The following is a 20,107-nucleotide window of genomic DNA, read 5'->3' as shown; positions in this document are numbered from 1 at the left end:
ACCCATCAACAGACTGCAAAGACTTTAACGGACAATGACGAAAGGAAATCGGGACTCCTGCTCTTAATCGGAGTAATTATTATTAATATTTTATCAGCAATAGTTGGAGGATTGAGTGTAGCTAATTTGTCATTGATGGCAGTTATCATACCTATGATTGGTATATGCCTAATTGTGGTTGTCGCAAAGGCCCAAATGGTCTTAACATTTTTCATAATAAAATAATTGACTAATTAGTCAGAATGTATTAAGCATGGCAAAAAAAAGAGTGAACTCATTTCAGTATACAAGTAGTCCAAGGTGATAATACCCTGATTTGTCCAATGTGTATTTCTAAAATCAAATCAACATTCAGGTCTTTTTTATATGCAGAGGAGTGTCCAAGATGCAAAGGCATATGGCTTGATGCCTCTGTAATAAAGAATTTAAAAAAGAATGCTACTAAAGAATCAAAGGTGCTTGAATCAAACATACCATTGAATTCCAATAATCAAGATTTGAACAAAAATGGTAACACAGACTATTATTATTATAAGAACGAATTTGTTGGTAATGGACAAGTAGATGATTTATTTGACTTTGAATGAAAAACCCATGTGGAAAGATTGTCTATAGGTACCTGATTTTTCTATTAACCAGTAATCATATGAACTATCAGTAAAAAACGAGGATTGATTTCTTAAAGACATAGATACCATATATATGAGTGTATAAAAAATACCACCTCCCTCATACCTACGTCATAGTTTTCTTGACCAAATCATAATCGCTTCAAAGCTATAATCTAGTTAGCAGTGTTTTAGGACAGTCATCAGTAGCAGTTCTCTCTCTGAGGAATCCATATTCTTGTGGCGTTCAACAACTCAGTCTTGCAATGTTGTGTTTTGAGGACACAAAAAAGGGAAACATATATGAAAGAAAATGATTCAATTTCATATCAAGAATACTGATTCTTCTCTTCATTTCAATATTTTAGAATCCCAGAATTACCTTATCCCTTGAAATATACTAGTACAGTTACCAAAATAAACATCTGTTATGTAGAAATCATGAGGATATCCAAATAAATTCTAAATATAGCATATATTTGAAATAATAATTCATTTTGAGAAGATCAAGTAACATGTTAACTTATCTTTAAATGCAATAAAATTCAAAAACTCAATAATGAAGGTTTCAGAACTAGATTATGCCGAACAATTCCATGTTTTTAATTTTCTAAAAAGATTAGCTGAAACGGTCAATGGCGATGTCCGAAAAAAAGTCAAATTTGAGAGAGTTTGGATGGCAATTGAAGGCGAAGATACTAATTTTCCTATAACAGAGATAGCGTTTAAGGATAATATCCTACCTATTCTTGTTCATGAGAAATTGGTTGGTTGGGATGAAAAAGACGAATTAAACATCATCTATGAAGGGATATATAGAGTTTCAGAGCACTATTTGGTATCCCCAGAAACCTTTGGGATTTTATCAAGAAATGATTTGGAGAAGTATTCGCAATCATTTCTAAACTTGCTATCTGATTTGACGCTCAAACCAGATATTGTAACTATAAGTAGTCTTAAAAAACGGTATCGTCACAGACTAGGTGTAATACCTCTAGTTCAAATGATTGACTTACTTGAACAACAAGGATTAATAATTAAGCAAGAAATTGATGGTGACTACGCCATTTCCCTACCTAAAAATTACTGAAAAATCTTCTAGGCTACCTTCTATACGCTAGACAGTAATGATTTTCTTTTGATCTAATTAACTAACTTTTCAAACTACATATCCATTTTTCCTACATTCACAATAGACTCACACAGACTAACCATCCTGCCGATCTGAATGTCAAATAACTTATCGGTTTGGTTTAACAACATAGAGGAGTCAAATTTTCAAGATTTCTCTCCTGTAATGAGTCCCCTTAGTTCAGAAGTTTCTTTTGTCCAGATTTCATTGGAGAATCGATAGTTTGGGTTCTAGATTGGGAAATAAATCTGACTAGCAAAGAAAGACAACTAGAACCAATGGAAAATACGGTATTTTCGTCTACGGTAGCGCTACTTGAATTGGACATTTTACAGTGAGCATAAAACTGAGTTCCATTGGGGTCCATGAGCCCGATAACGATTCCAGAATTAGTTTTATTTTCATCTAAACGATCATCTATGAGGGCTTTTATCTGGTCAGTTATTGCAAATGTTGAAGTCAAATTATTATTATCTCTTGGTGGTGTAGATAGAATAGAGAGAAATATTGGATTTAGGATAACTAGAAGAAGTACTCTTGTTGGTCGATGAAGAGGCTAATACTGAATTTATTGTTGGACTTGTTATGATGGCTATCAAAAATACAATCATCACATAAAATGATGGGTTTGGAGACATGACATGTCTACTTTAAATTGCATATATAAAAGGCTTAAGGAAATTCTGAGCCTGTAAAGTTGTCGTTATTTTGCTGTTATGCTTACTTGCAAATGAATTGAGGTATTATTTGATATGCTTCCGCTTACAATTCTTTTTTCTGATAGGAAAATACTTATCAAATCCAAATTCTGTCCTTGATGTATTGCATCGTTCTCTCGCTTAGACTTCTTTCCAAAGAGGAATGGATATGGTGATCAAGATTTAAGAACCTTCATTATTGAGGTTACCATGTTACAGTATATGTTGAATCCTAATGTATTCTACGAATGTTACCCAAACCTGATAGAAACCTCACTGGATGAGCATGTTCCCCTCTTTGGTTATTTTTTTCAAAATTACGAGAACCTTCCTCCTGTGAGCCTCAATTTGATTGCAAATCATAACCAGATTAACCAGGAGTAGATTTTTAAGAACGTCTCGTATAACATGGATTCTGAAATCTTTGTTCTATTTGCAGAAACCTTTTGAGGTCTGTACTTTTATATCCAATTCCATATCACAATACATCTTTCCTGAACAATATGTAACAAGGACAATGCTTAGACAGCATTTCTAAGTGATAAACCAAGAAAGTACAATTACAGACCGTGACAAATATACTCTGAAAGGTGGATCCCGTCTTTTATTTAACAAAGCGAAAAGAGAAGCTGAACGACTTGGGTTTGATGGAAATATCCAACAGCACACAAATTATCTGATCTAACACTGAATTTAATAATAACCAAAGAACCATAAAATTGAATGGATAGTTTCTTAAGGCCTCCATTAGACTTTACGGTTTCAAGGGAAGACTGGTGCCGATATGATTTATCAGATAGCACGATTCTAAAGATTAAAGTAATAGCCACTAAAATTCGGAAAAAAAATTCTACTTACAATATTGATGTTCAAAATATAATTGTGGTTTTATCAAATGAGAGAGATCAACCAGATTCCAAAGCCTATTCTCCATCCGAATTGCAACAATCAATAACACATGATGTTCGTTATACGATAATAACTCAAGATTGGAATGAATATGTTGTCGATGATGGAGCAAAAATAAAAGTACAGCCAATGGTAGCTAAGGTATCTAAAACGTCGAAATTTGATCTCCATGGTGATCCTATATATTTAGTTAATGTGCAAGGCAATGTGGTTGTTGAGCCACCAGAAACAATAAATCAATAATATTTCTTCTTCGGGCGGTTCTCTTGTAAATTGCTATGGTTGCAATCTGTTGTGTTGACGTATCTTCTAACTCTGTCCAAATGCATTTGTAATTCCAGTGTTTTCTGACTATTATAGTAAGGTCTGTGAGAATATTGCCGTCATGATCTTCAATTAACAATCAGCACTCAACGTATACCTTCGTCGTTAATTTACTATGACTAAGCATTACACCAACTAGCCAAGCATTTTAAGGTGGAAATATTATAAAAAAGCATATAATTGGAGTGATTATATTCGTCACTTCCTATTTAGACGATTTACTTATTTTTTTGATCTTATTTCCTTTAGAACCGTTTCATAATCTAGGTGGACTCTTTTTCTCATATACGGGATTAATTTATAATGGATTGAATAAATGTTCTTTTCGCGCACCAAAATGCCTTTAACCAAAAGTGACACAAATCCTCCTGCAACCTTGGAAGGCAAAATTTCTTTGTTTTCACAAACGCAATCTCGCTTTATATGATATTCTTGTAAAGTAAAATAGTTTCTGTTAACATCCAATATTAGCGGCCAGATTACGTATTCCCATACTAACCGACGATTTTCGGTCGACGATGCATATTTTCCCTTTCCATATGAGTGGGTACCAATCTTATGCTCACGCTTTTCAACTGTCATTTTCCAGGTTTAAAAACACAAACATCATGATAGATTATCATTTATCATATTATTTAACAAGTTTTATAACACCACTTGTTTGGCAATTTTCCTCGAGCCAATAAGGTGTCTTACTCAATTATGCTATGATCTCGTTTTGACTGAGACAAGATTAAGAAAATTAGTTGGCATTTTGTATCTAGGTATTAGATTCTAGAAGAAATGAATTCCAATCTTATTACTTATAAAACAATGAAAATCAGATGTAGAGTCGTACACAACGAGGATTTGGTTGAAATCAGCAGTATATCTACAGAAGATTGGCAAGAAGTTCATGTATTAACAAAAATCCTTTTTGATTTAGAAGTAGGTTAACTAACTCTGAACTTCATTTGGGATTGAATCCTTGACCCAATTTAATTCGAAGATGGATTATGTTTATAGCCCTGAAATGAAATAACAGGAATATGCGGTTTATGCGGTACTTTTTTATTATCGATATTATCATTGCCGCTACGATTATCATTATAATTCTTTAGCGTTTTAATTGTCTTTGTTAGTGGAATCCTGATTATATAGTGACGCCGCTATAGATTGAATGATCCTTCTCATTATTGGTCGAATTTTTTTAAAATTATGATATAAATTGGCTCAGGATGGGTGGCAGTAGGGTTGGATTTTACCCGTGCGGATTGGATCCACCAGAATAAATTAAATCCAATCTGCTTAATTTGACATTCACTATTAGGGTTGGGATTGAAATCTTAAAAAAAACACAGTGGCAGAAATAAAGAAATAATTATCAAGTTATCTACCATCAATAAAGGGATATCGGAAGGTAAGTGTGTGGTCAGATGGCAATATTTGCAGACCTGTGGATAATTCGGGTTTTTCTCCATGTTGTATGGATGGTCTTTTTGATAAACCTTGTGAGGTTCTCACCTCCATTATTTCGAATAAAATGAAAAATAAAAAGCGGTTGGAAAATCCAGTTAACGTCAAATAAATATTTTGCAGTTATATCTAATCTTAAATGGAGGGTTATAATACAATCATCAATGGCAGGGGGAGGTTCAAAAAGAGCAATTTATGCAGCCTTATTTGGAAACTTAGGAATTGCAATATCCAAACTTGTGGCCGCGATTCTAACGGGTAGCTCCTCGATGTGGGCTGAGACATATCATTCATTTTCCGATACATTTAATCAAGTATTACTTTTAGTTGGGATTAAAACAAGTAAAAAACAAGTTTCTGAAAAACATCCATTCGGACATGGAAAAGAACAGTTTTTTTGGTCTTTTATTGTAGCCACACTCATCTTTGGTATTTCTGGAGTACTATCGTTAGAACAAGGATTTAGTTCGTTATTTGGAGTTGAGACGCATGCGCTAGAAAATGTATCCATAACTTATATAATTTTGGCGATATCATTTGTTTTTGAGGCAAATGCTCTCCGAATAGCATTTGGAATATTCAAGAAGGGAATTGAAGATAGAGGCGAAAGATTAACTATTTCGACTACAATGATGGAATTTAAAGAAAGCAAGGATACGTCTGTCTTGACTGTTATAGTTGAAGATTCGGCAGCTATTTTAGGTATAATTATTGCAGGGACAGCCGTCTATCTTTCAGATATAACTGGAAATATGGCGTATGATGCCATTGGTTCTCTCTTGATTGGTATAACGTTAATGACATTTGCATTCTTTTTGGCTAGAGAAAACAAAGATTTGCTTATAGGAGAAGCCATGTCGAGAAGAGATTACCAGGCTATCTTTAATGCAGTTTCTAAAATACCTGAAGTAGATAAAATAATTTCAATTCGTACAATGCACTTTGCACCAGAAGATGTCCTTATAGCAATAGAAGTAAGCTTAAGTGATGATTTGAGTACAGATGCTATCGAATCTATAATTGATAACATTGAGTGTAAAGTTAAGCAAGCTATTCCTTATACCACATCTTCAAAAATATATGTGGAACTCGAACGAGCAAAGTAACTATAGTCAAGGCGCAGAGAAAGCAGAAATATTCTGAACATTAATTTCCTCAACTATACAGATAAAAGAAAATTGTCATTTAAAAATCCATGGTACGAGGTCAAACTGAAATACTCTACGAATACACCAAAATTTTTTTGATCTCAATTTAATGTCTCTATGTCATAAATTAATGTATGAATTGAAATATGTAGTTTTGATATTTTAGCAAGCACAGCAGTTTTTCACTTTTGGAATTTGCTGGTTTACCTCTTTTTACCGTAGATTCAATGGTTAATAGCAAAGGTAACATAATACTCGCGGATCAATCCATCGATATATACAAATAGAAACAATGTTTCAATGAGGTAATTTCGCACTATGCTTTATCAAGAGTAAAATAATCATAAATTTGTACTTGCAGGAAATAAAGCGAAACCACACTAATACTTATAAATAGCACGCTTCCGACACATAAAATCAAATAAAAGAATATGTTATCGACTTCCAAAACGACTTTTCAAATGGTAATTTCGCAAACCCTTTCTTTATTCACGCTGAACACAAGAGGAACCAAAACAATGAATGAAAAAGAGGTTTATTCGGATACGATACCAAACACCTTAATTATGAATCCGCATTATCAATGGTAACAAAGGATAATAGAGCAATCAATACTATCAGAGATTCTATGGAAAATCAAGGTTCAGAATATGTGATATGTAAACTATTGATGAGATGATATTTAGATATATAGTAAAAAAAAATATTGTTAAAGTGTCTAAATAATTTTTTAATCTAATGCATCTTTTATCTTTACTTTAGCCTTGTTCAAGGTCTCTGAACTAGGCTTTCCTTCTGCATGATCTTGGGCTGTTTCTGCCTTTGCTTCAGCGTCTTGTTCTGAATTTTTTATTTTCTTGGCTGCATCATCAATGATATTGTCTGTCATTAATTGTAGATGTTCAATATTGTTTATATAACTAATCATTTTTTAGCAAAATATTGTGAAAGCTAACTTGAAGCTATTAGTAATTTTATTTTTCCTAAGACAATATAAATAGTAGTAAATATTGCAACTTTCATTCAATTATCAGGATTAGGTACTAACAATGGTAAGGAAGTCATTCATATGAGTAAGGATACTAGAAGATTTTTCTGTTCAAACCAACTGAAACATGTTCATATAAAATTCTAAAATACCTAATATATATTGCATTATGATAATAGAATTTACAGGTATGAACACAAGTAAAACATTACTAGTATCAACATCAGTTGTTCTTACACTAGCTTTGATCTTAGCCCCATTGGCAATTTCAGAAGACGCATTAGCAAAAAAAAGTAACAAAGCAAAACAAATAATCGAACAATCTCAAAAATCAAAACAGAATAGTCAAGTAGTTTCTGGTGGAAGTTCATTCTTATCTGGTAACAACTTTAACTTCCAAGACCAATTCAATAAAGGCAACAATGCTTTAGGACAAATAAATAACTAATCCTTTTTTTTATTGTTATCTTGTTTATAGATATTTTATTAAAATTTAATATACATTATCAATATAAAATTAACAGACAAATTTTTTTTGATATCGCCTGATTCGATACTGATCAAGATTTTCTAGAATCCCATTAATTTTTCTGATAAGTATTGGGTAAACCTTAATCGCATTAACAGAAAAATTTGGTTCTTCGTCATAATTTCACATTACTCAACCCAATACAAAATAGATTAAGATAGGTATCCTAAATCAGGCCCAATTTATCCGGTGATGTTTAAAGTTTAGGGGATCGATTATCGTAATCCTATTGTTAAAAAAGTCATGTTTTGAATTGTTAATAATCTAGTTCTAGTATTTTAAGATGGCATTTATCTACACCATAATGATTATTCCAAATATAATCGCAATCATGATGACTAATCAATCTTGCTATGCCTATAGCTCCTAAATGTTTTTTAATTACCATCCCATATGAATTTAAAAGAATTGAAACCATTTAACAAGGACGATTTTGCGACCTTTCTAAATCACAAAATAAAAGGTGACAAGGATTAAATGAATCGGGAACGCAGCAAAGAAGACATAAACCCGATTTGTCTAAAGGTAGCCACCACGGAATCAATCTTGTTAGCGTGTATAAAGGGGTCGTCATTTTCAGAAATCGAATTACATATCCCTAGAGTTATTCCTATATCGAAAGCAATTTTGAGAGAATATTTGTATCATTTGGTAAATAATTCATTGATATCCTATAATAGAGTCAGAAAAGTATATTTAATTGAGGCAAACGGTTGGGATCTCTTATACAGAATTTATTCACAGCGCGAGAGTTCAATATCAGATTATACTGATCTTATTATCAGGGTTGAATCAAATAATTATGATTTAGAATTTCAAGGTAAATGAACAGATTCCGCTTAATAAAGAGGGTATTTGTAAGGACCATTGTGTTTATTATAATAATGTAGATTACTTTGGGAACATTGAATGACAAATAGAGTGTCACTTGCAATCATATCAGTTATTTCTTCTTCAACAAACCGCTATTCTCATAATTTCGGATCATTCTACACAAACCAAATTATTTATTCGGTTCTATTTGAACGAAGTGATGATGCAGGAATTTACATATTGATTTTTTTTATAGTCATCTATTTCTTAACTTTAATAATATCATTAATGAGGCATCAAATTCCCTATCATAATGTTTGTAATGTAGTTTATTTCCACTTTTCTTCCTCCTCTTATATCACTTAATTGTTCTTTAACGATAGATATACAACCATTGCAGAGTTTCCCGAAAGTTAAAATATACTTTATTGTAAGCCGACATTTCATCTGAAACGACCACCAACATAAATTTTGTTAACTATTGTTGTTAAAGTTAATCCAGTTATTATATCTGTTTTCTTCAAATTGCAGCGGTTGTATTTAAATAGTGTCAGTCACAAAAGGGCCCTGTTAACTTAACGATAAATCTTTAGCTTAAAGACGCTCTATTTCTGTTATGTTAAGTAAAAGAAATAAAACATCTTCAGAGCATATTTACTATGGTCTTTATTTGTACTTTCTTGGCTTATCGCTTAGAAATACTGCCAAGGCATTGTCCTTTTTACATATTATCAATAGAAGTCACGTTGCAATTTGGAATTGGATTCAAAGGTATAAACCTCGAAAGGTTTCAACAAGAAGAACAAAAATATCAGAATACCTCATTGATGAGACATTAATAAAAGTCGGCTCAGAATACTCCTGGTTATGGGCAGCAATCGAACCAGAAAATAGGCAAATTCTCGCACTCTTTCTTAGCTAATAAATCCAAGGAGAGGAACATGCTTATCGCAGAGAGATTTATTTCAGGTCTGATCAAGATTCACGGAAAACATGTCGTATCAACAGACGGTGGAACCTGGTACCCAATGGCTTGTAGATTCCTAAAACTAAAACACCATATCAATTCTTCGTTTGAGAAAAGCATTATCGAAAGGACGATGCAGTATATCAAGAATCGAACTGAAGGATTTGACGATTACTTTCCATGTAGTAAAGAGAAGTGTAAACTAGATCATGTCAACAACTGGTTGAATCTATTTGTAAAAATACACAACAAGGAGGTGCCAGACGCCTAAGTTAACAGCGCCAAGAATCAGTATATAATATATTAAATAGTGCTCAACAAAAAGAAGGCAGTATACCCAAAAAAAAGTCAAGTTTTTATACTCAACATCTTTATATCCAAGAATATTCTACTCATCCTTTCATTGATGTTTATGTTACCAAATTAAATAAGGGTGGTGCATTTGATTCTGTTGTTTCCAAACTCTATGAAATAATGGATATCAAAGGCAAAATAATATACTTGGGTGATTCTGAAAATGATAATCCTGCCTTTAGAAAAGCGGATATTTCAATTGGAGTAAATTCAGATAATAGACTCAACCCTACTTTGGATTGCACCTATTCTATAAAGTTTGAGAATTTGTCTATTTTTTTTAGAAGACTGGTTGATAATGACTATTATTTCTCAGAATCATTGTTAAATTTTTGAAATCCAGATATAAGAAAAGATAAAGTATAATATGAAATCTATTAACAGTCGTGAAGGGAATAGAGTTTGTTTTATTGGCAGCCGGAGCAATATTAGGTGCTTATCTCCGATATAAGATCACCTCTTTTCCTTTGATATTAGGAATAATAGGTTCAAACGTATTGATTGTAAATATCGTAGGTAGTTTTATCCTGGGCATTTTCTCTGTTCTATTGGTTAACTGGAACATAGATCAAAGATATTCTTTTTTGATCGCTATTGGATTCTGTGGTTCTTTAACCACGATGTCTTCATTTGCTTTAGAAAACATAGTGATGATAGAAAATAAACAAATTCTAAATATGATGATTAATACAGTAGCCAATGTAGGCTTATCCTTTTTGGCGTTATATGGTGGCAGAATCTTAATAATTCAATTATTACAATAGTAATTTTAGAATAATGACCCTGAAACAAATGATATGCTTAAACATTCGCATAAAGAAAAACGACAATGTAAATGGAAAAAGACTGGAGAAAACTATTATTGAATTTTTAATGAAGGCGAACGTTTTAGGGGCTATAGTATGGCTAGGTGTTGACGGATTTGGAAGAAGAGGCAAGTCAACAGTTCATTTGGAGGGTTTAATGATAAATCAGCCTATGATGATAGAAACAATAGATGAGGAAGAAAAGATACAACCATTGTTGTTACCGTTAAAACAAATGATAGGCGATAACGGCTTTATTACTTTTCATAGAGTGCAAGTTGTCTAATTATTATTCTTCGTGGTCAAAATTGAAGGCAAATTCTAAACAAATGAAACTAGGGTGAACCAGGCAATTTGAAATTGCATTCTATAATATATCATTTGGGTATCAATAAGAGGTCAAATTTGTTTCACATACCACCGAACCCACTACCAATATTAGTAACAATCTGTTAGACAAACCAAATCAATTACACGGCATATCATTCTTGTTTCAAAATGGTAAATTCCTTAAAGTCCCTGACTGGATTTGAAAGCCAGCCAAAAAGATCTTCTAGAACCTTTGGTTCCATTGGGCCAAAAGCAGTCACCCATTGAGATGAAGGTGAGAAAGCATGGCCAAGGTCAGGATATGTTATCAAAGTATGATCCGGATGTTTTGCTTCTGTCAGTTCCTGTTCTAAAAGAAGTGCTTGCTGTATTGGAGTTTGTGAGTCATTCTTTCCTTGCTGTATTAGAATAGATGTATCAGATGGAACTTTACTTATGATATCTAAAGTAGGTGTAGGATAATGTGTAATAATCCAGATAGGACAGGAGTTATTAGGATCACACTTTTCACCTGGAGTTGCAACTTGAGATGGTAATGATTTGATTAAAGATAATATCCTAGGTTTGAGTTCTTCATTAATACTTATGAAAGTATCATTATTCGTATTATATTGAGGATTTAGTTGTTCGATCATCGTTCCATTTGTAGCAGTAATATTTTGAGCAAGAAATAGAGTAAGGTTCCCAAAAATAGTATTAAAAAGACGGTTCCTATCCGCCTCCTGTACTGATATCAGACCATTGTGATTATGGTCTAGATTTTCTTGGGCATAAAGCAACGGGAGCGTAACTCCCTGATAGTAGCCTAAATCACTTATGTTCTGTGCTACCGATCCCATTAATACAAGGTTATTTACTTTTCCTGGATTATCGATTGCAACTCTTGGGACAATAGTTGTACCCTCACTATGTCCAACTAGAGTTATATCGCTAGCATCTACCTCTGGTTGTTGTATAAGTAGATCTAAGGCCTTCTCCGCATCTCGCTTTAGATCTTGAACTGTGGCATTCCCCCATACATTGCTATCCAGTACCGTAAAATTTTCGCCTATGCCTCTCTTGTCATATTGCAATACTGCAAAGCCCCTTTCTGAAAGATATTGCGCTATTTCAAAGTATGGCCTACTAGACGGATATATAATTGATCCTGTATCATTATCTATATGAACATACCCTGCAGTTTCATTCATGTCAGTTTTTCCAGAGCCCGGGTACTAAAAGAACTCCTGGATAGGGGCCGTCGCCAACGGCTGGAAGGTTTAGTCTTGCGTTGGTCTCCAAACCATTGCCCAAATCTATGACCATGTTTCTATGTTTAGTTGTCTGCAAGTCTGATTGGGCATAAGATGTTAGGGTTAGAGTTACACCACAACATAAGAAAAATAAGGCAAAAACGGAAAGAACAATTGATATCTTTAATGACATAGTGTCGACTAGTATGCGTGCTATGAATTAAAGGTTGCTTATACGTGTTAATTTAAAATAGTTCATCCCCATCAAATCCTTCATAAATTTAGCCATTGACAAACAGCCAAACATTATGCTGATCATCTCAAACCCATGTGGAAATTCACACGATTTCCACCGAACCATCTACCTATATATAGTAACAATTTGCTTGGATTTTGATAAATAAAATGAGATGAGACTTTATCCAGCCCTTCTGTGGTTCTTATTGTCTTACCTTGTTAGAAGTCTAAGATATTACCTGACTTCCTGCTCTGTAGATTGACCTTGGAAAATGGAAGAGTCAGAATACATATTTCCAGCACCTGATTGTCCACCTTCAATGTTACCAGAATTCTCTTGAACCTGGACGTTTATGTTTTTTCCAGAGCCGAGTATTCCCTCAAATGATGGATTTTCATTTTCCCCATTTACAGTAATTGAAACAATGTCAGATTTACCTGTCAATCCCTGCTCATTTGTAACTACAAATTGAAAGACAGTCTTGCTATGTGTTAATACTTAGTGCTGTAAAGGTAGGATTTACTGCAGTTGGGTCTTAATTCCGACTAATAAAGTTGGTATCATAAAGTATTATTTTTATAATTTTAGCAATGCATCTAGAAGATTATCAAATCCTAGGAAATCTGTTTTGTAAAAAGCCTTTAGGCCTACTACTACGGTATGAGGACAATAAATCAAAAACCAACGAAGGAGAAGATGGTCGCAGTCAATGAAAAACGGTTATTCCGAAATTCCCTACAACGAATACCTAGTTATTAGGAGACCCGCTGAAGAGGTTTAGAATCAATCATTCGCCGACTATATTAAAGATGCACAGGAGATAAGAACTCCAGCAGACTTAGACGACTATGTAACTGTATGAAAATCATTTGAGTCTGCTGAGAAATTGATGGAATGGGTTTAAGGAAAATACTGTGGGATACAGTATGATCATTTTTAAACCCGCCATCTATTATAATTTATTTGAAGAAGAGGAGCATCAAAGAGGATGAAGTTAGAGAAGAAACACTATGAAAATATAGAATTATGCATAGCGTTTGATTATCCATCAGATTGGGTCGAGATAACTGATGAGAGCATAAAGAATTTTGGTGCAGATGTGTTGATGCACAGCGATTCGGTAATTTTTGGGTTTAAAAGAGTGAATGTAAAAATAAACTCCGAGGGTCCCATTGAAATGGCTATTGAAAAAGTATTAAAGGATGCAATTTACTCAGGAGAGACAATACTCGAAGAATCAATGTTGGATAAATATCCTATTAGAAGTGGCCGCTCTGGAACTGTAATCGTAAAGAGATCGTACGATGATAAAAATATAGTTATACATGAAAGAACGTTTATCATAAATGACAAAAAAGATCGTGGTTTTATAACCTTATTTGAACAGGATCAACAAAATACCAAAAGCATAGATTCTGTGAATGTTCAGAATCAACTGGAAGAAATATTTGAATCGTTTAGGTTTTTGTAGCAATTTGCTAGAAATAGTTATTTGATAGATTCAAATGAGTTTGAAAAAGATGCAGTATTCCCAAACTCCAATCCATCTGATGAAGTAGATAAATCCCTAGGGCATTGAGCTACATAAACTTCTGCGTTATCTCTGGTAGGGGTTTGGAGAACGATCATTACTACACAACTCCTCAAATCCAGCAGTTCCTTGATCGGCACCTCACCCTCAGAAGTAATTACAATACTATAAATCGCAGGGTCCTCTCTAGTATAAAGCGTATCTCTGTATTCTATTTGTGTGGATAAAATAGTACGATTATATGCAACAATTCGACTTCTACACTTTTACCCAAGTGGTTTGCAATTATCATCGTTCCTGATGGATAAACAGTATCTCCAAGAGTGTTTCTTATGTATGGAATCGAATGGAATTTATATATACCACTTGGAAGGGGATGATCAAGTGCATGTGTTGTAACGACACCCAAACCAAGCGTAGAAACTATAACAATCGTAATTGGAATGATTAAAAACAATTGGTAAAACAGCATATAAGTATATGAACCGTGTTGGAATTTACTGTCGGCAAAAGACTAATGGATTCGAATTTCCTATCGTGCCACTATCAGAACCAATCGGAGTATTAAGGGCATATTGACTAGTTTTAGGAGTATATAACTATATTAATGCGTTATTTCGGCTCTGTTCAGTTAGCGACAAGTCTATAGCTTGAAAGCATTCCATTTCCTTCATGCTTACTAGAAACAGAACGCCTTCAAAGTATGTATATTATGGGTTGCATTTGTATTTTTCAGGTCTGTCCTTAAGGAAAGCCTCAGAAAGATTATCTCAGATATACAAAAGAAATCATGTGACGATCTGGAACTGGATTCAAAAGTATCATCCTAGTAAGATTTCAACTAAAACAAAAAGAATCTCAGAATTCATAGTTGATGAGACATTGATCAAGGTTGGCTCTGAATACATTTGGCTTTGGGTAGCAATAGAGCCTCAAAACAGACAAATTCTCGCACTATCTATATCCAAGGAAAGAAACATGTTTGTTGCTGAGCGTTTTCTGTCAGGCATAGTCAAGATTCATGGAAAACATCCGGTTTCTACGGATGGTGGAACATGGTACCCAATGGCTTGTCGGTTTCTAAACCTAAAACACCATATCCATTCCTCAATAGAGAAAAGTTTGATTGAAAGGACTATGCAATATATTAAGGACAGAACTGAATGTTTCGATGATTATTTTCCTTGTAGGTCAAAGAATTGCAAGTTAAAGCACGTGAAAAATTGGTTGAATTTATTTGTAATTTATCATAACAGAAAGACAAAACCTGCTAAATGAACAGAGCCGTTATTTCTTATAATGGCTAGGGCCCATTACAGAACGATATCATTACATTAACCACCGAACCCGCATGAGTTATGATTTTATAATTTTCATAATACTTCTAGTCTACTGTGCATTGTATATATTTAGAATTATGATGCTAGATGACTTTTGGTGGTTAGTGACTTATTGAGTAGCCTTTAATATAATAAAGAAAATATATTATAATGAATTGTAAACTAAATACATCAAAGTTTTGTAACTACAAGAGAAAGGTGTTTTTGTCGTGTTTTGCAATTGGATTGCTATTATTATTCACTTTGACAGTCACTATTAACGATGTAAATGCTCAGGGCGAGAATGTAACCATCAATACAACAAAACTATCAAATAATATATACATGCTTAAAGGTTCAGGAGGAAACATCATTGTCTCTGTTGGACAAGATGGTGTTTTTATGGTGGATGATCAATTTGCACCTCTTACTGAAAAAATCAAAGAGGCAATTTCAAACATAACTGATCAACCTGTAAAATTTGTAATCAATACCCATTGGCATTCTGACCATACAGGTGGAAATGAAAATTTCGGTGAATTAGGTACGGTAATAATATCACATGATAATGTTAGAGAGCGCCTTAGCACAGAGCAATTCTTAGCATTCTTCAATAGAACGGTTGCACCCTTGCCCGAAAAGGGTTTACCAATTATAACTTTCTCAGATAACATGACCATATTTCAGAACGGTGATGAGATAAGGATAATTCATGTAGACAATGGTCACACCGATGGCGACTCTATTGTTTACTTTACAAAGAATAATGTAATCCATGTCGGAGATGACTTTAATGACAAAACCTATCCATTGATCGATATATCAAGCGGTGGCAGCATCGATGGGTTGATATCCTCTTTACAGACAATATCATCATTAATTGATGACGAAACCAAAGTGGTATCGGGTCATTCAGAAATATCCAATAAAACAAAGGTCAATGCTTTTATAACCATGCTAAAAGATGTGCACCAGACTGTAAGCCAATTGATACAAAACGGAGAATCCTTGGAAGAAATAATTGCCTCACAGCCAACATCAAAATACAATGAAATCTATTATAACCATAGCACGTTTAAACCAGAAGACTTTGTAACAATGGTATATCAAAGCCTCACTAGGAAATAGATGCATGCAGAGTCAATAAAACAAATCTTTTCCTCTTTATTTATTCAAATCATTACTAAAAAGAAATTAATGATTCATTTTATTTTGAGCATAAATAATACTTCTTAATTCCTTTGAAATATGTCATAGAAATATCAATATTCATTTTTCATAATAGCAAAGATAAAGTTTGTCCTGAAACTTAAACATATCATTAATTTTTTTAATAAAATATCAAAATTGAATCACAAAATGAGTATTGATTTTGTTTTTGTTTATCTTTTTGATCTAAAAAATAAAGAATAATGTATTTCTAATTCTGTTAATTAGATTCATCTTTTCTATTCTAGCTTTAGATATATATTTGAATATTTTAAAGATAATTCTTGTTAAACCTATTGCATAGTAGTATCATTTCTGCAATGTATAATGTAGAAAACTTTTAAGCTAAGGTTTTTCTTACTAAAATCGGGTTGCAATCTCTGAGTACTAATATAGCGGATTCTACCGAACCCTTATATCATACGGGACTTAATCCCACCCAACGCCTATCAAGTTTAGTAGCTGCTTACGATTCAAAATGATCATAGATTAAATAATATGTTATACAAAAGTTAATGCTTTTATCGGATAGAACTATAATTTCGCAAGAAAATACAGTCTTATTCAATAAAGGCATTTTTAAACATTCCTATACATATTCTGTTTCAAACATCGCAAGTTCAGCTATGAGAATTAGCCTTTATTCTTTAAGATAGCCGCGTAATTGTATTAACCCTCTTGTAATTATTATACATATGAAACCCACAAATCTTTGAAAACAAATTTCATTCTCCTGATTAATAATAATTCCCAACTAGTGTGAAATTTCACACTCGTCCCCACCGAACCCGCTACCAATTTTAGTAACGACTCTAACCTCTCTGTTTCGTATTATTAAATAATTCATGAATTTCTATCATTCTTTATTCTTTCTTTTTGAGTCTGTCTCCGCATGAACTACAGATGTTATTGTCAAACCTTCTGTCCTTTTCAGAAATTTCTGTAATTGCATTGCAAGAATGACATTTGAATAAGGGTGCCATATTGAATTTTAAATTATCAATTTAACAAGGTTTCTCATTAATTCGGTATGATTGTTCTAAATAAATCTGTCAGGAAAATCTAAAAAACTATTTTAAAATCTTAAGTTTTTCTCTAGGATGAAGATGTGATTGTATATGTTCGTAACAATAATAAAACATACATTCAGTACATTTGCAAATAACCGTTAAGAAACAATCCACTCTATGACAGGAAATTGGTTCTTTATTGCCAACATTTGATGTCTTCATCACATTTGTTTGTGTTATATGAGTAAATGCACCAGTACTTTGGTTCATATCCATATTAGACTCTGATCTATGAATAAATATATATAAACATTTTCTAAGGCGATAATTCTATCAAGTCTCAAATAGCTTATATTAGAAATTGGAAAATGTAGTTTAATCTATAATTCTTCGAACCGTTATCGCCTGGAGATCACACTATCCGTACCACAACAAGTATATTCAATCCTATTTCACCCGAATATGATTATGCTTCAATAACATACCATTTATTGGTCAACCCTTAAGATTCTATTTATTTCATAATGTTGTATAATCATCATCCTATTCCTTCTCTCTTCTGGTAGACCAAGTCCATATAGCATCATGGCAGGTAATTCAACTACAAAATACCATCTAAAAACTACAATATGTATTAAAAAAAACAAAACCTCTTTTCATTTAACCGTTTTCTAGATTTTTTATGTTATTAGAATAGGTTTGTCTCAAATGTAGTCTTCTTTAACGATAACTTTTTGCTTTGTGCAACCATAACAAATTGTGATACTAACTTTGAAATGGAAGCTTTATGCGCACATAATGACTAATTGTTAGTGATTGGTAAATATTCACGAAATATGGTGTCATTTTTCAATAATTTACAAGTTTAAATGCCATGCTCACTCAATCTATACCATATTGTGATTAAAAAACGGCGTTTACATGAAGTAAAAGATAATACTAAAGATAATATTGGACTTGCTTCACAATCACATAAAAAACATTACAATGATACTAAAACAGAAAAATCTACCAAAATTATGAATAATACTTCAAATATGAAAAACTATTCGAATAATCTATCTGGTAACTCTGATCATCATTACAGATCTTTCATATGGGCTGATAAGCTGGATTTACAAATTATTAAGCAACTACTAGTCGATCCATATATCCAAACATTTGAAATTTCCTCTAAACTTGAAATTCCGCTCGCTCTGATTCATAGGAAAAGAAGATTAATCGAAACTACTATTCTAAAGAAAAAGTTCATCATAGACCTTAGAAAATTGGGACTAGACTATAGGTATGCTGATGTATTCGCTCACATTCAAAAGAAGAATATAAAAAATTTTGTGAACGAAATTTTTAAGACTTCGGTTAGTAAAAATATCTTGCAGGTCCTGACAACTACGGATGGATCAGACGGTATTTGTATAAAGACCATGTTCCAGGATTCTAAAGAGTTGTTTTGTTTAATGGATGAGATCAAGTCAAAACCATCTATAACAGATGTACATTTTTCAGAAGAAATTGAAAAATCCAGGGACAATACTTTACCTGTACTACTTAACATCTTGAAGGAAAATCGCTAACGGTTAGATTAAACAATTTGGATTTGAGTCATATACTAATATAGAATAATTGACAAATCCTTTATTTTTTGAGACTAAAATGTATATCAGTGGTTAAAAGGTATAATGTATACACATTTGATGAGGCGTCAAGTCATATCTATGAAACAAATTGATAAGAAAAATGATAGTATTGATATAAAGATTATCGAATTAATGGTTGATGGACGAAATAATAAACAGATTTCTTCGCAACTTTCTATGCCTCTATCAACTATCCAGAGAAGGGTAAGGGCTCTGTTAGTAAGTGGGATAATAACTCCCACAGTCCATTTAAATTATGAAAAGCTTGGATTTAAAACCGGATTATTGCATATTTATTTAAAAGATGGCGATATTGATGAAATTGCAAAAAAGGTCTACGAGGTTGATGGAATCACGTCGTTTGAAATTCATATAGGAAATTCTGATATTTTAGCCAATGCAGTATATAAGGAAGGTAAGCAGCTGTTAAACATTATAGCTGCAATAAAAAAACTTGAAGGAGTCGAAAGGATCGTATGGTCGGAAAGAATTTATCAAAGTCCTTCAAAAGAGACTCGAGTGGAACAAAATTTGTTGAATTAGTTTTAATATGGAATTTCGATTGATTTAAACTAGATAATTTAGTAAACGTTAGGATCGTCAGGCTTGAAAGATGATCCAAGATTATTGTCCAATAACTTTAGAATTAGGATTATAAATTCTATTTTGAAATTAGAAAAAAATAGAATTAGAGTCAAATTTGTTTCATATACCACCAAACCAGATATCGATTATGGTAACGAATAAAGTACGAAACTATGAAGATTTGTAATAAAAAACTCTTATCGAACTCATGTGGAAATTATCATGATTTCCAACGAACCCGCATAGTATACGGAAATTAATCCCCTACACGTATCCGCCAACGTC

Annotated in this window: 28 protein-coding genes; 18 read left to right on the top strand and 10 right to left on the bottom strand. The window is 32.9% G+C overall.

The genetic code is table 11. From position 1 onward, the window contains the following. Positions 1-5 precede the first annotated feature (5 nt). Positions 6-215 (bottom strand): hypothetical protein, encoded by a 210-nt coding sequence (locus AAGU22_RS03450; RefSeq protein ID WP_458720841.1) that lies wholly within the window; start codon positions 213-215, stop codon positions 6-8. A gap of 108 nt (positions 216-323) precedes the next feature. Between AAGU22_RS03450 and AAGU22_RS03445 the strand changes: the two genes are divergently transcribed. Together AAGU22_RS03445 and AAGU22_RS03440 are read left to right on the top strand one after the other, a co-directional pair. Beyond that, positions 324-587, top strand: coding sequence for a zf-TFIIB domain-containing protein (locus AAGU22_RS03445; protein WP_458720840.1), 264 nt, complete (start codon positions 324-326; stop codon positions 585-587). Between the two features lie 580 nt (positions 588-1,167). Beyond that, on the top strand, positions 1,168-1,698 hold the full coding sequence (locus AAGU22_RS03440; RefSeq protein WP_458720839.1) for a hypothetical protein: 531 nt from the start codon (positions 1,168-1,170) through the stop codon (positions 1,696-1,698). 217 nt (positions 1,699-1,915) lie between these two features. Here the strand turns inward: AAGU22_RS03440 and AAGU22_RS03435 are convergent, their stop codons facing one another. Together AAGU22_RS03435 and AAGU22_RS03430 are read right to left on the bottom strand one after the other, a co-directional pair. After that, on the bottom strand, positions 1,916-2,203 hold the full coding sequence (locus AAGU22_RS03435) for a hypothetical protein (RefSeq protein WP_458720838.1): 288 nt from the start codon (positions 2,201-2,203) through the stop codon (positions 1,916-1,918). Between the two features lie 7 nt (positions 2,204-2,210). After that, positions 2,211-2,378, bottom strand: coding sequence for a hypothetical protein (locus tag AAGU22_RS03430; RefSeq protein WP_458720837.1), 168 nt, complete (start codon positions 2,376-2,378; stop codon positions 2,211-2,213). Between the two features lie 598 nt (positions 2,379-2,976). On the opposite strand from AAGU22_RS03430, the gene AAGU22_RS03425 reads away from it, so the two are divergent. Next, positions 2,977-3,123 carry a hypothetical protein gene (locus tag AAGU22_RS03425; protein ID WP_458720836.1) on the top strand — a complete coding sequence of 49 codons (147 nt, stop codon included), beginning with the start codon at positions 2,977-2,979 and terminating at the stop codon, positions 3,121-3,123. Between the two features lie 38 nt (positions 3,124-3,161). Further along, positions 3,162-3,590: a hypothetical protein gene (locus AAGU22_RS03420; protein ID WP_458720835.1), complete on the top strand. Its 429-nt coding sequence runs from the start codon at positions 3,162-3,164 to the stop codon at positions 3,588-3,590. A 303-nt stretch (positions 3,591-3,893) separates the two neighbouring features. Here the strand turns inward: AAGU22_RS03420 and AAGU22_RS03415 are convergent, their stop codons facing one another. After that, positions 3,894-4,253, bottom strand: a complete 360-nt coding sequence (locus tag AAGU22_RS03415) for a hypothetical protein (protein WP_458720834.1) — start codon at positions 4,251-4,253, stop codon at positions 3,894-3,896. A gap of 201 nt (positions 4,254-4,454) precedes the next feature. Between AAGU22_RS03415 and AAGU22_RS03410 the strand changes: the two genes are divergently transcribed. After that, positions 4,455-4,607 carry a hypothetical protein gene (locus AAGU22_RS03410; RefSeq protein WP_458720833.1) on the top strand — a complete coding sequence of 51 codons (153 nt, stop codon included), beginning with the start codon at positions 4,455-4,457 and terminating at the stop codon, positions 4,605-4,607. A gap of 683 nt (positions 4,608-5,290) precedes the next feature. Then, a complete protein-coding gene (locus tag AAGU22_RS03405) occupies positions 5,291-6,232 on the top strand; it encodes a cation diffusion facilitator family transporter (protein WP_458720832.1) in 942 nt (313 codons plus the stop codon). Positions 6,233-7,004: 772 nt separating this feature from the next. Here AAGU22_RS03405 and AAGU22_RS03400 read toward each other — a convergent pair. Further along, positions 7,005-7,163, bottom strand: coding sequence for a hypothetical protein (locus tag AAGU22_RS03400; protein WP_458720831.1), 159 nt, complete (start codon positions 7,161-7,163; stop codon positions 7,005-7,007). Between the two features lie 268 nt (positions 7,164-7,431). Here AAGU22_RS03400 and AAGU22_RS03395 point away from each other — a divergent pair, with 268 nt between their 5' ends. The 7 genes from AAGU22_RS03395 to AAGU22_RS03365 all read left to right on the top strand — a co-directional run bounded on the left by AAGU22_RS03395 (position 7,432) and on the right by AAGU22_RS03365 (position 11,017). Then, a complete protein-coding gene (locus tag AAGU22_RS03395; protein WP_458720830.1) occupies positions 7,432-7,710 on the top strand; it encodes a hypothetical protein in 279 nt (92 codons plus the stop codon). Positions 7,711-8,268: 558 nt separating this feature from the next. Continuing rightward, positions 8,269-8,619: a hypothetical protein gene (locus AAGU22_RS03390; protein ID WP_458720829.1), complete on the top strand. Its 351-nt coding sequence runs from the start codon at positions 8,269-8,271 to the stop codon at positions 8,617-8,619. Between the two features lie 601 nt (positions 8,620-9,220). After that, positions 9,221-9,526 (top strand): hypothetical protein, encoded by a 306-nt coding sequence (locus AAGU22_RS03385; protein WP_458719600.1) that lies wholly within the window; start codon positions 9,221-9,223, stop codon positions 9,524-9,526. A 19-nt stretch (positions 9,527-9,545) separates the two neighbouring features. Further along, on the top strand, positions 9,546-9,842 hold the full coding sequence (locus AAGU22_RS03380; protein ID WP_458720828.1) for a hypothetical protein: 297 nt from the start codon (positions 9,546-9,548) through the stop codon (positions 9,840-9,842). A 203-nt stretch (positions 9,843-10,045) separates the two neighbouring features. Then, positions 10,046-10,261, top strand: a complete 216-nt coding sequence (locus AAGU22_RS03375; protein WP_458720827.1) for a hypothetical protein — start codon at positions 10,046-10,048, stop codon at positions 10,259-10,261. A 50-nt stretch (positions 10,262-10,311) separates the two neighbouring features. Then, a complete protein-coding gene (locus tag AAGU22_RS03370) occupies positions 10,312-10,689 on the top strand; it encodes a fluoride efflux transporter FluC (RefSeq protein ID WP_458720826.1) in 378 nt (125 codons plus the stop codon). Positions 10,690-10,702: 13 nt separating this feature from the next. Beyond that, positions 10,703-11,017, top strand: a complete 315-nt coding sequence (locus tag AAGU22_RS03365; RefSeq protein ID WP_458720825.1) for a DUF190 domain-containing protein — start codon at positions 10,703-10,705, stop codon at positions 11,015-11,017. 196 nt (positions 11,018-11,213) lie between these two features. Here the strand turns inward: AAGU22_RS03365 and AAGU22_RS03360 are convergent, their stop codons facing one another. The 3 genes from AAGU22_RS03360 to AAGU22_RS03350 all read right to left on the bottom strand — a co-directional run bounded on the left by AAGU22_RS03360 (position 11,214) and on the right by AAGU22_RS03350 (position 12,975). Beyond that, positions 11,214-12,251 carry an alpha/beta hydrolase family protein gene (locus tag AAGU22_RS03360; protein ID WP_458720824.1) on the bottom strand — a complete coding sequence of 346 codons (1,038 nt, stop codon included), beginning with the start codon at positions 12,249-12,251 and terminating at the stop codon, positions 11,214-11,216. A gap of 1 nt (position 12,252) precedes the next feature. After that, on the bottom strand, positions 12,253-12,486 hold the full coding sequence (locus tag AAGU22_RS03355; protein ID WP_458720823.1) for a hypothetical protein: 234 nt from the start codon (positions 12,484-12,486) through the stop codon (positions 12,253-12,255). 279 nt (positions 12,487-12,765) lie between these two features. Further along, positions 12,766-12,975: a hypothetical protein gene (locus tag AAGU22_RS03350; RefSeq protein WP_458720822.1), complete on the bottom strand. Its 210-nt coding sequence runs from the start codon at positions 12,973-12,975 to the stop codon at positions 12,766-12,768. Positions 12,976-13,519: 544 nt separating this feature from the next. Between AAGU22_RS03350 and AAGU22_RS03345 the strand changes: the two genes are divergently transcribed. Then, positions 13,520-14,002, top strand: a complete 483-nt coding sequence (locus AAGU22_RS03345; protein ID WP_458720821.1) for a hypothetical protein — start codon at positions 13,520-13,522, stop codon at positions 14,000-14,002. A 17-nt stretch (positions 14,003-14,019) separates the two neighbouring features. Here the strand turns inward: AAGU22_RS03345 and AAGU22_RS03340 are convergent, their stop codons facing one another. Both AAGU22_RS03340 and AAGU22_RS03335 read right to left on the bottom strand, forming a co-directional pair. Further along, the gene (locus AAGU22_RS03340; protein WP_458720820.1) at positions 14,020-14,202 is read right to left on the bottom strand and encodes a hypothetical protein; all 183 of its coding nucleotides are present in this window, start codon (positions 14,200-14,202) and stop codon (positions 14,020-14,022) included. Between the two features lie 71 nt (positions 14,203-14,273). After that, positions 14,274-14,519, bottom strand: coding sequence for a hypothetical protein (locus AAGU22_RS03335; RefSeq protein WP_458720819.1), 246 nt, complete (start codon positions 14,517-14,519; stop codon positions 14,274-14,276). Positions 14,520-14,734: 215 nt separating this feature from the next. On the opposite strand from AAGU22_RS03335, the gene AAGU22_RS03330 reads away from it, so the two are divergent. The 4 genes from AAGU22_RS03330 to AAGU22_RS03315 all read left to right on the top strand — a co-directional run bounded on the left by AAGU22_RS03330 (position 14,735) and on the right by AAGU22_RS03315 (position 19,780). Beyond that, the gene (locus AAGU22_RS03330; protein ID WP_458720818.1) at positions 14,735-15,340 is read left to right on the top strand and encodes a DDE-type integrase/transposase/recombinase; all 606 of its coding nucleotides are present in this window, start codon (positions 14,735-14,737) and stop codon (positions 15,338-15,340) included. Between the two features lie 212 nt (positions 15,341-15,552). Further along, a complete protein-coding gene (locus AAGU22_RS03325; protein ID WP_458720817.1) occupies positions 15,553-16,509 on the top strand; it encodes an MBL fold metallo-hydrolase in 957 nt (318 codons plus the stop codon). 1,990 nt (positions 16,510-18,499) lie between these two features. Continuing rightward, a complete protein-coding gene (locus tag AAGU22_RS03320; protein WP_458720816.1) occupies positions 18,500-19,174 on the top strand; it encodes a hypothetical protein in 675 nt (224 codons plus the stop codon). A gap of 141 nt (positions 19,175-19,315) precedes the next feature. Continuing rightward, positions 19,316-19,780, top strand: a complete 465-nt coding sequence (locus tag AAGU22_RS03315) for an Lrp/AsnC family transcriptional regulator (protein WP_458720815.1) — start codon at positions 19,316-19,318, stop codon at positions 19,778-19,780. Positions 19,781-20,107 lie beyond the last annotated feature (327 nt).

It is taken from the genome of Candidatus Nitrosocosmicus sp. R (genome assembly GCF_054408505.1).
The sequence above is the reverse complement of the archived record's forward strand: the minus strand, read 5'-3'. Positions and strand labels throughout refer to the sequence as shown.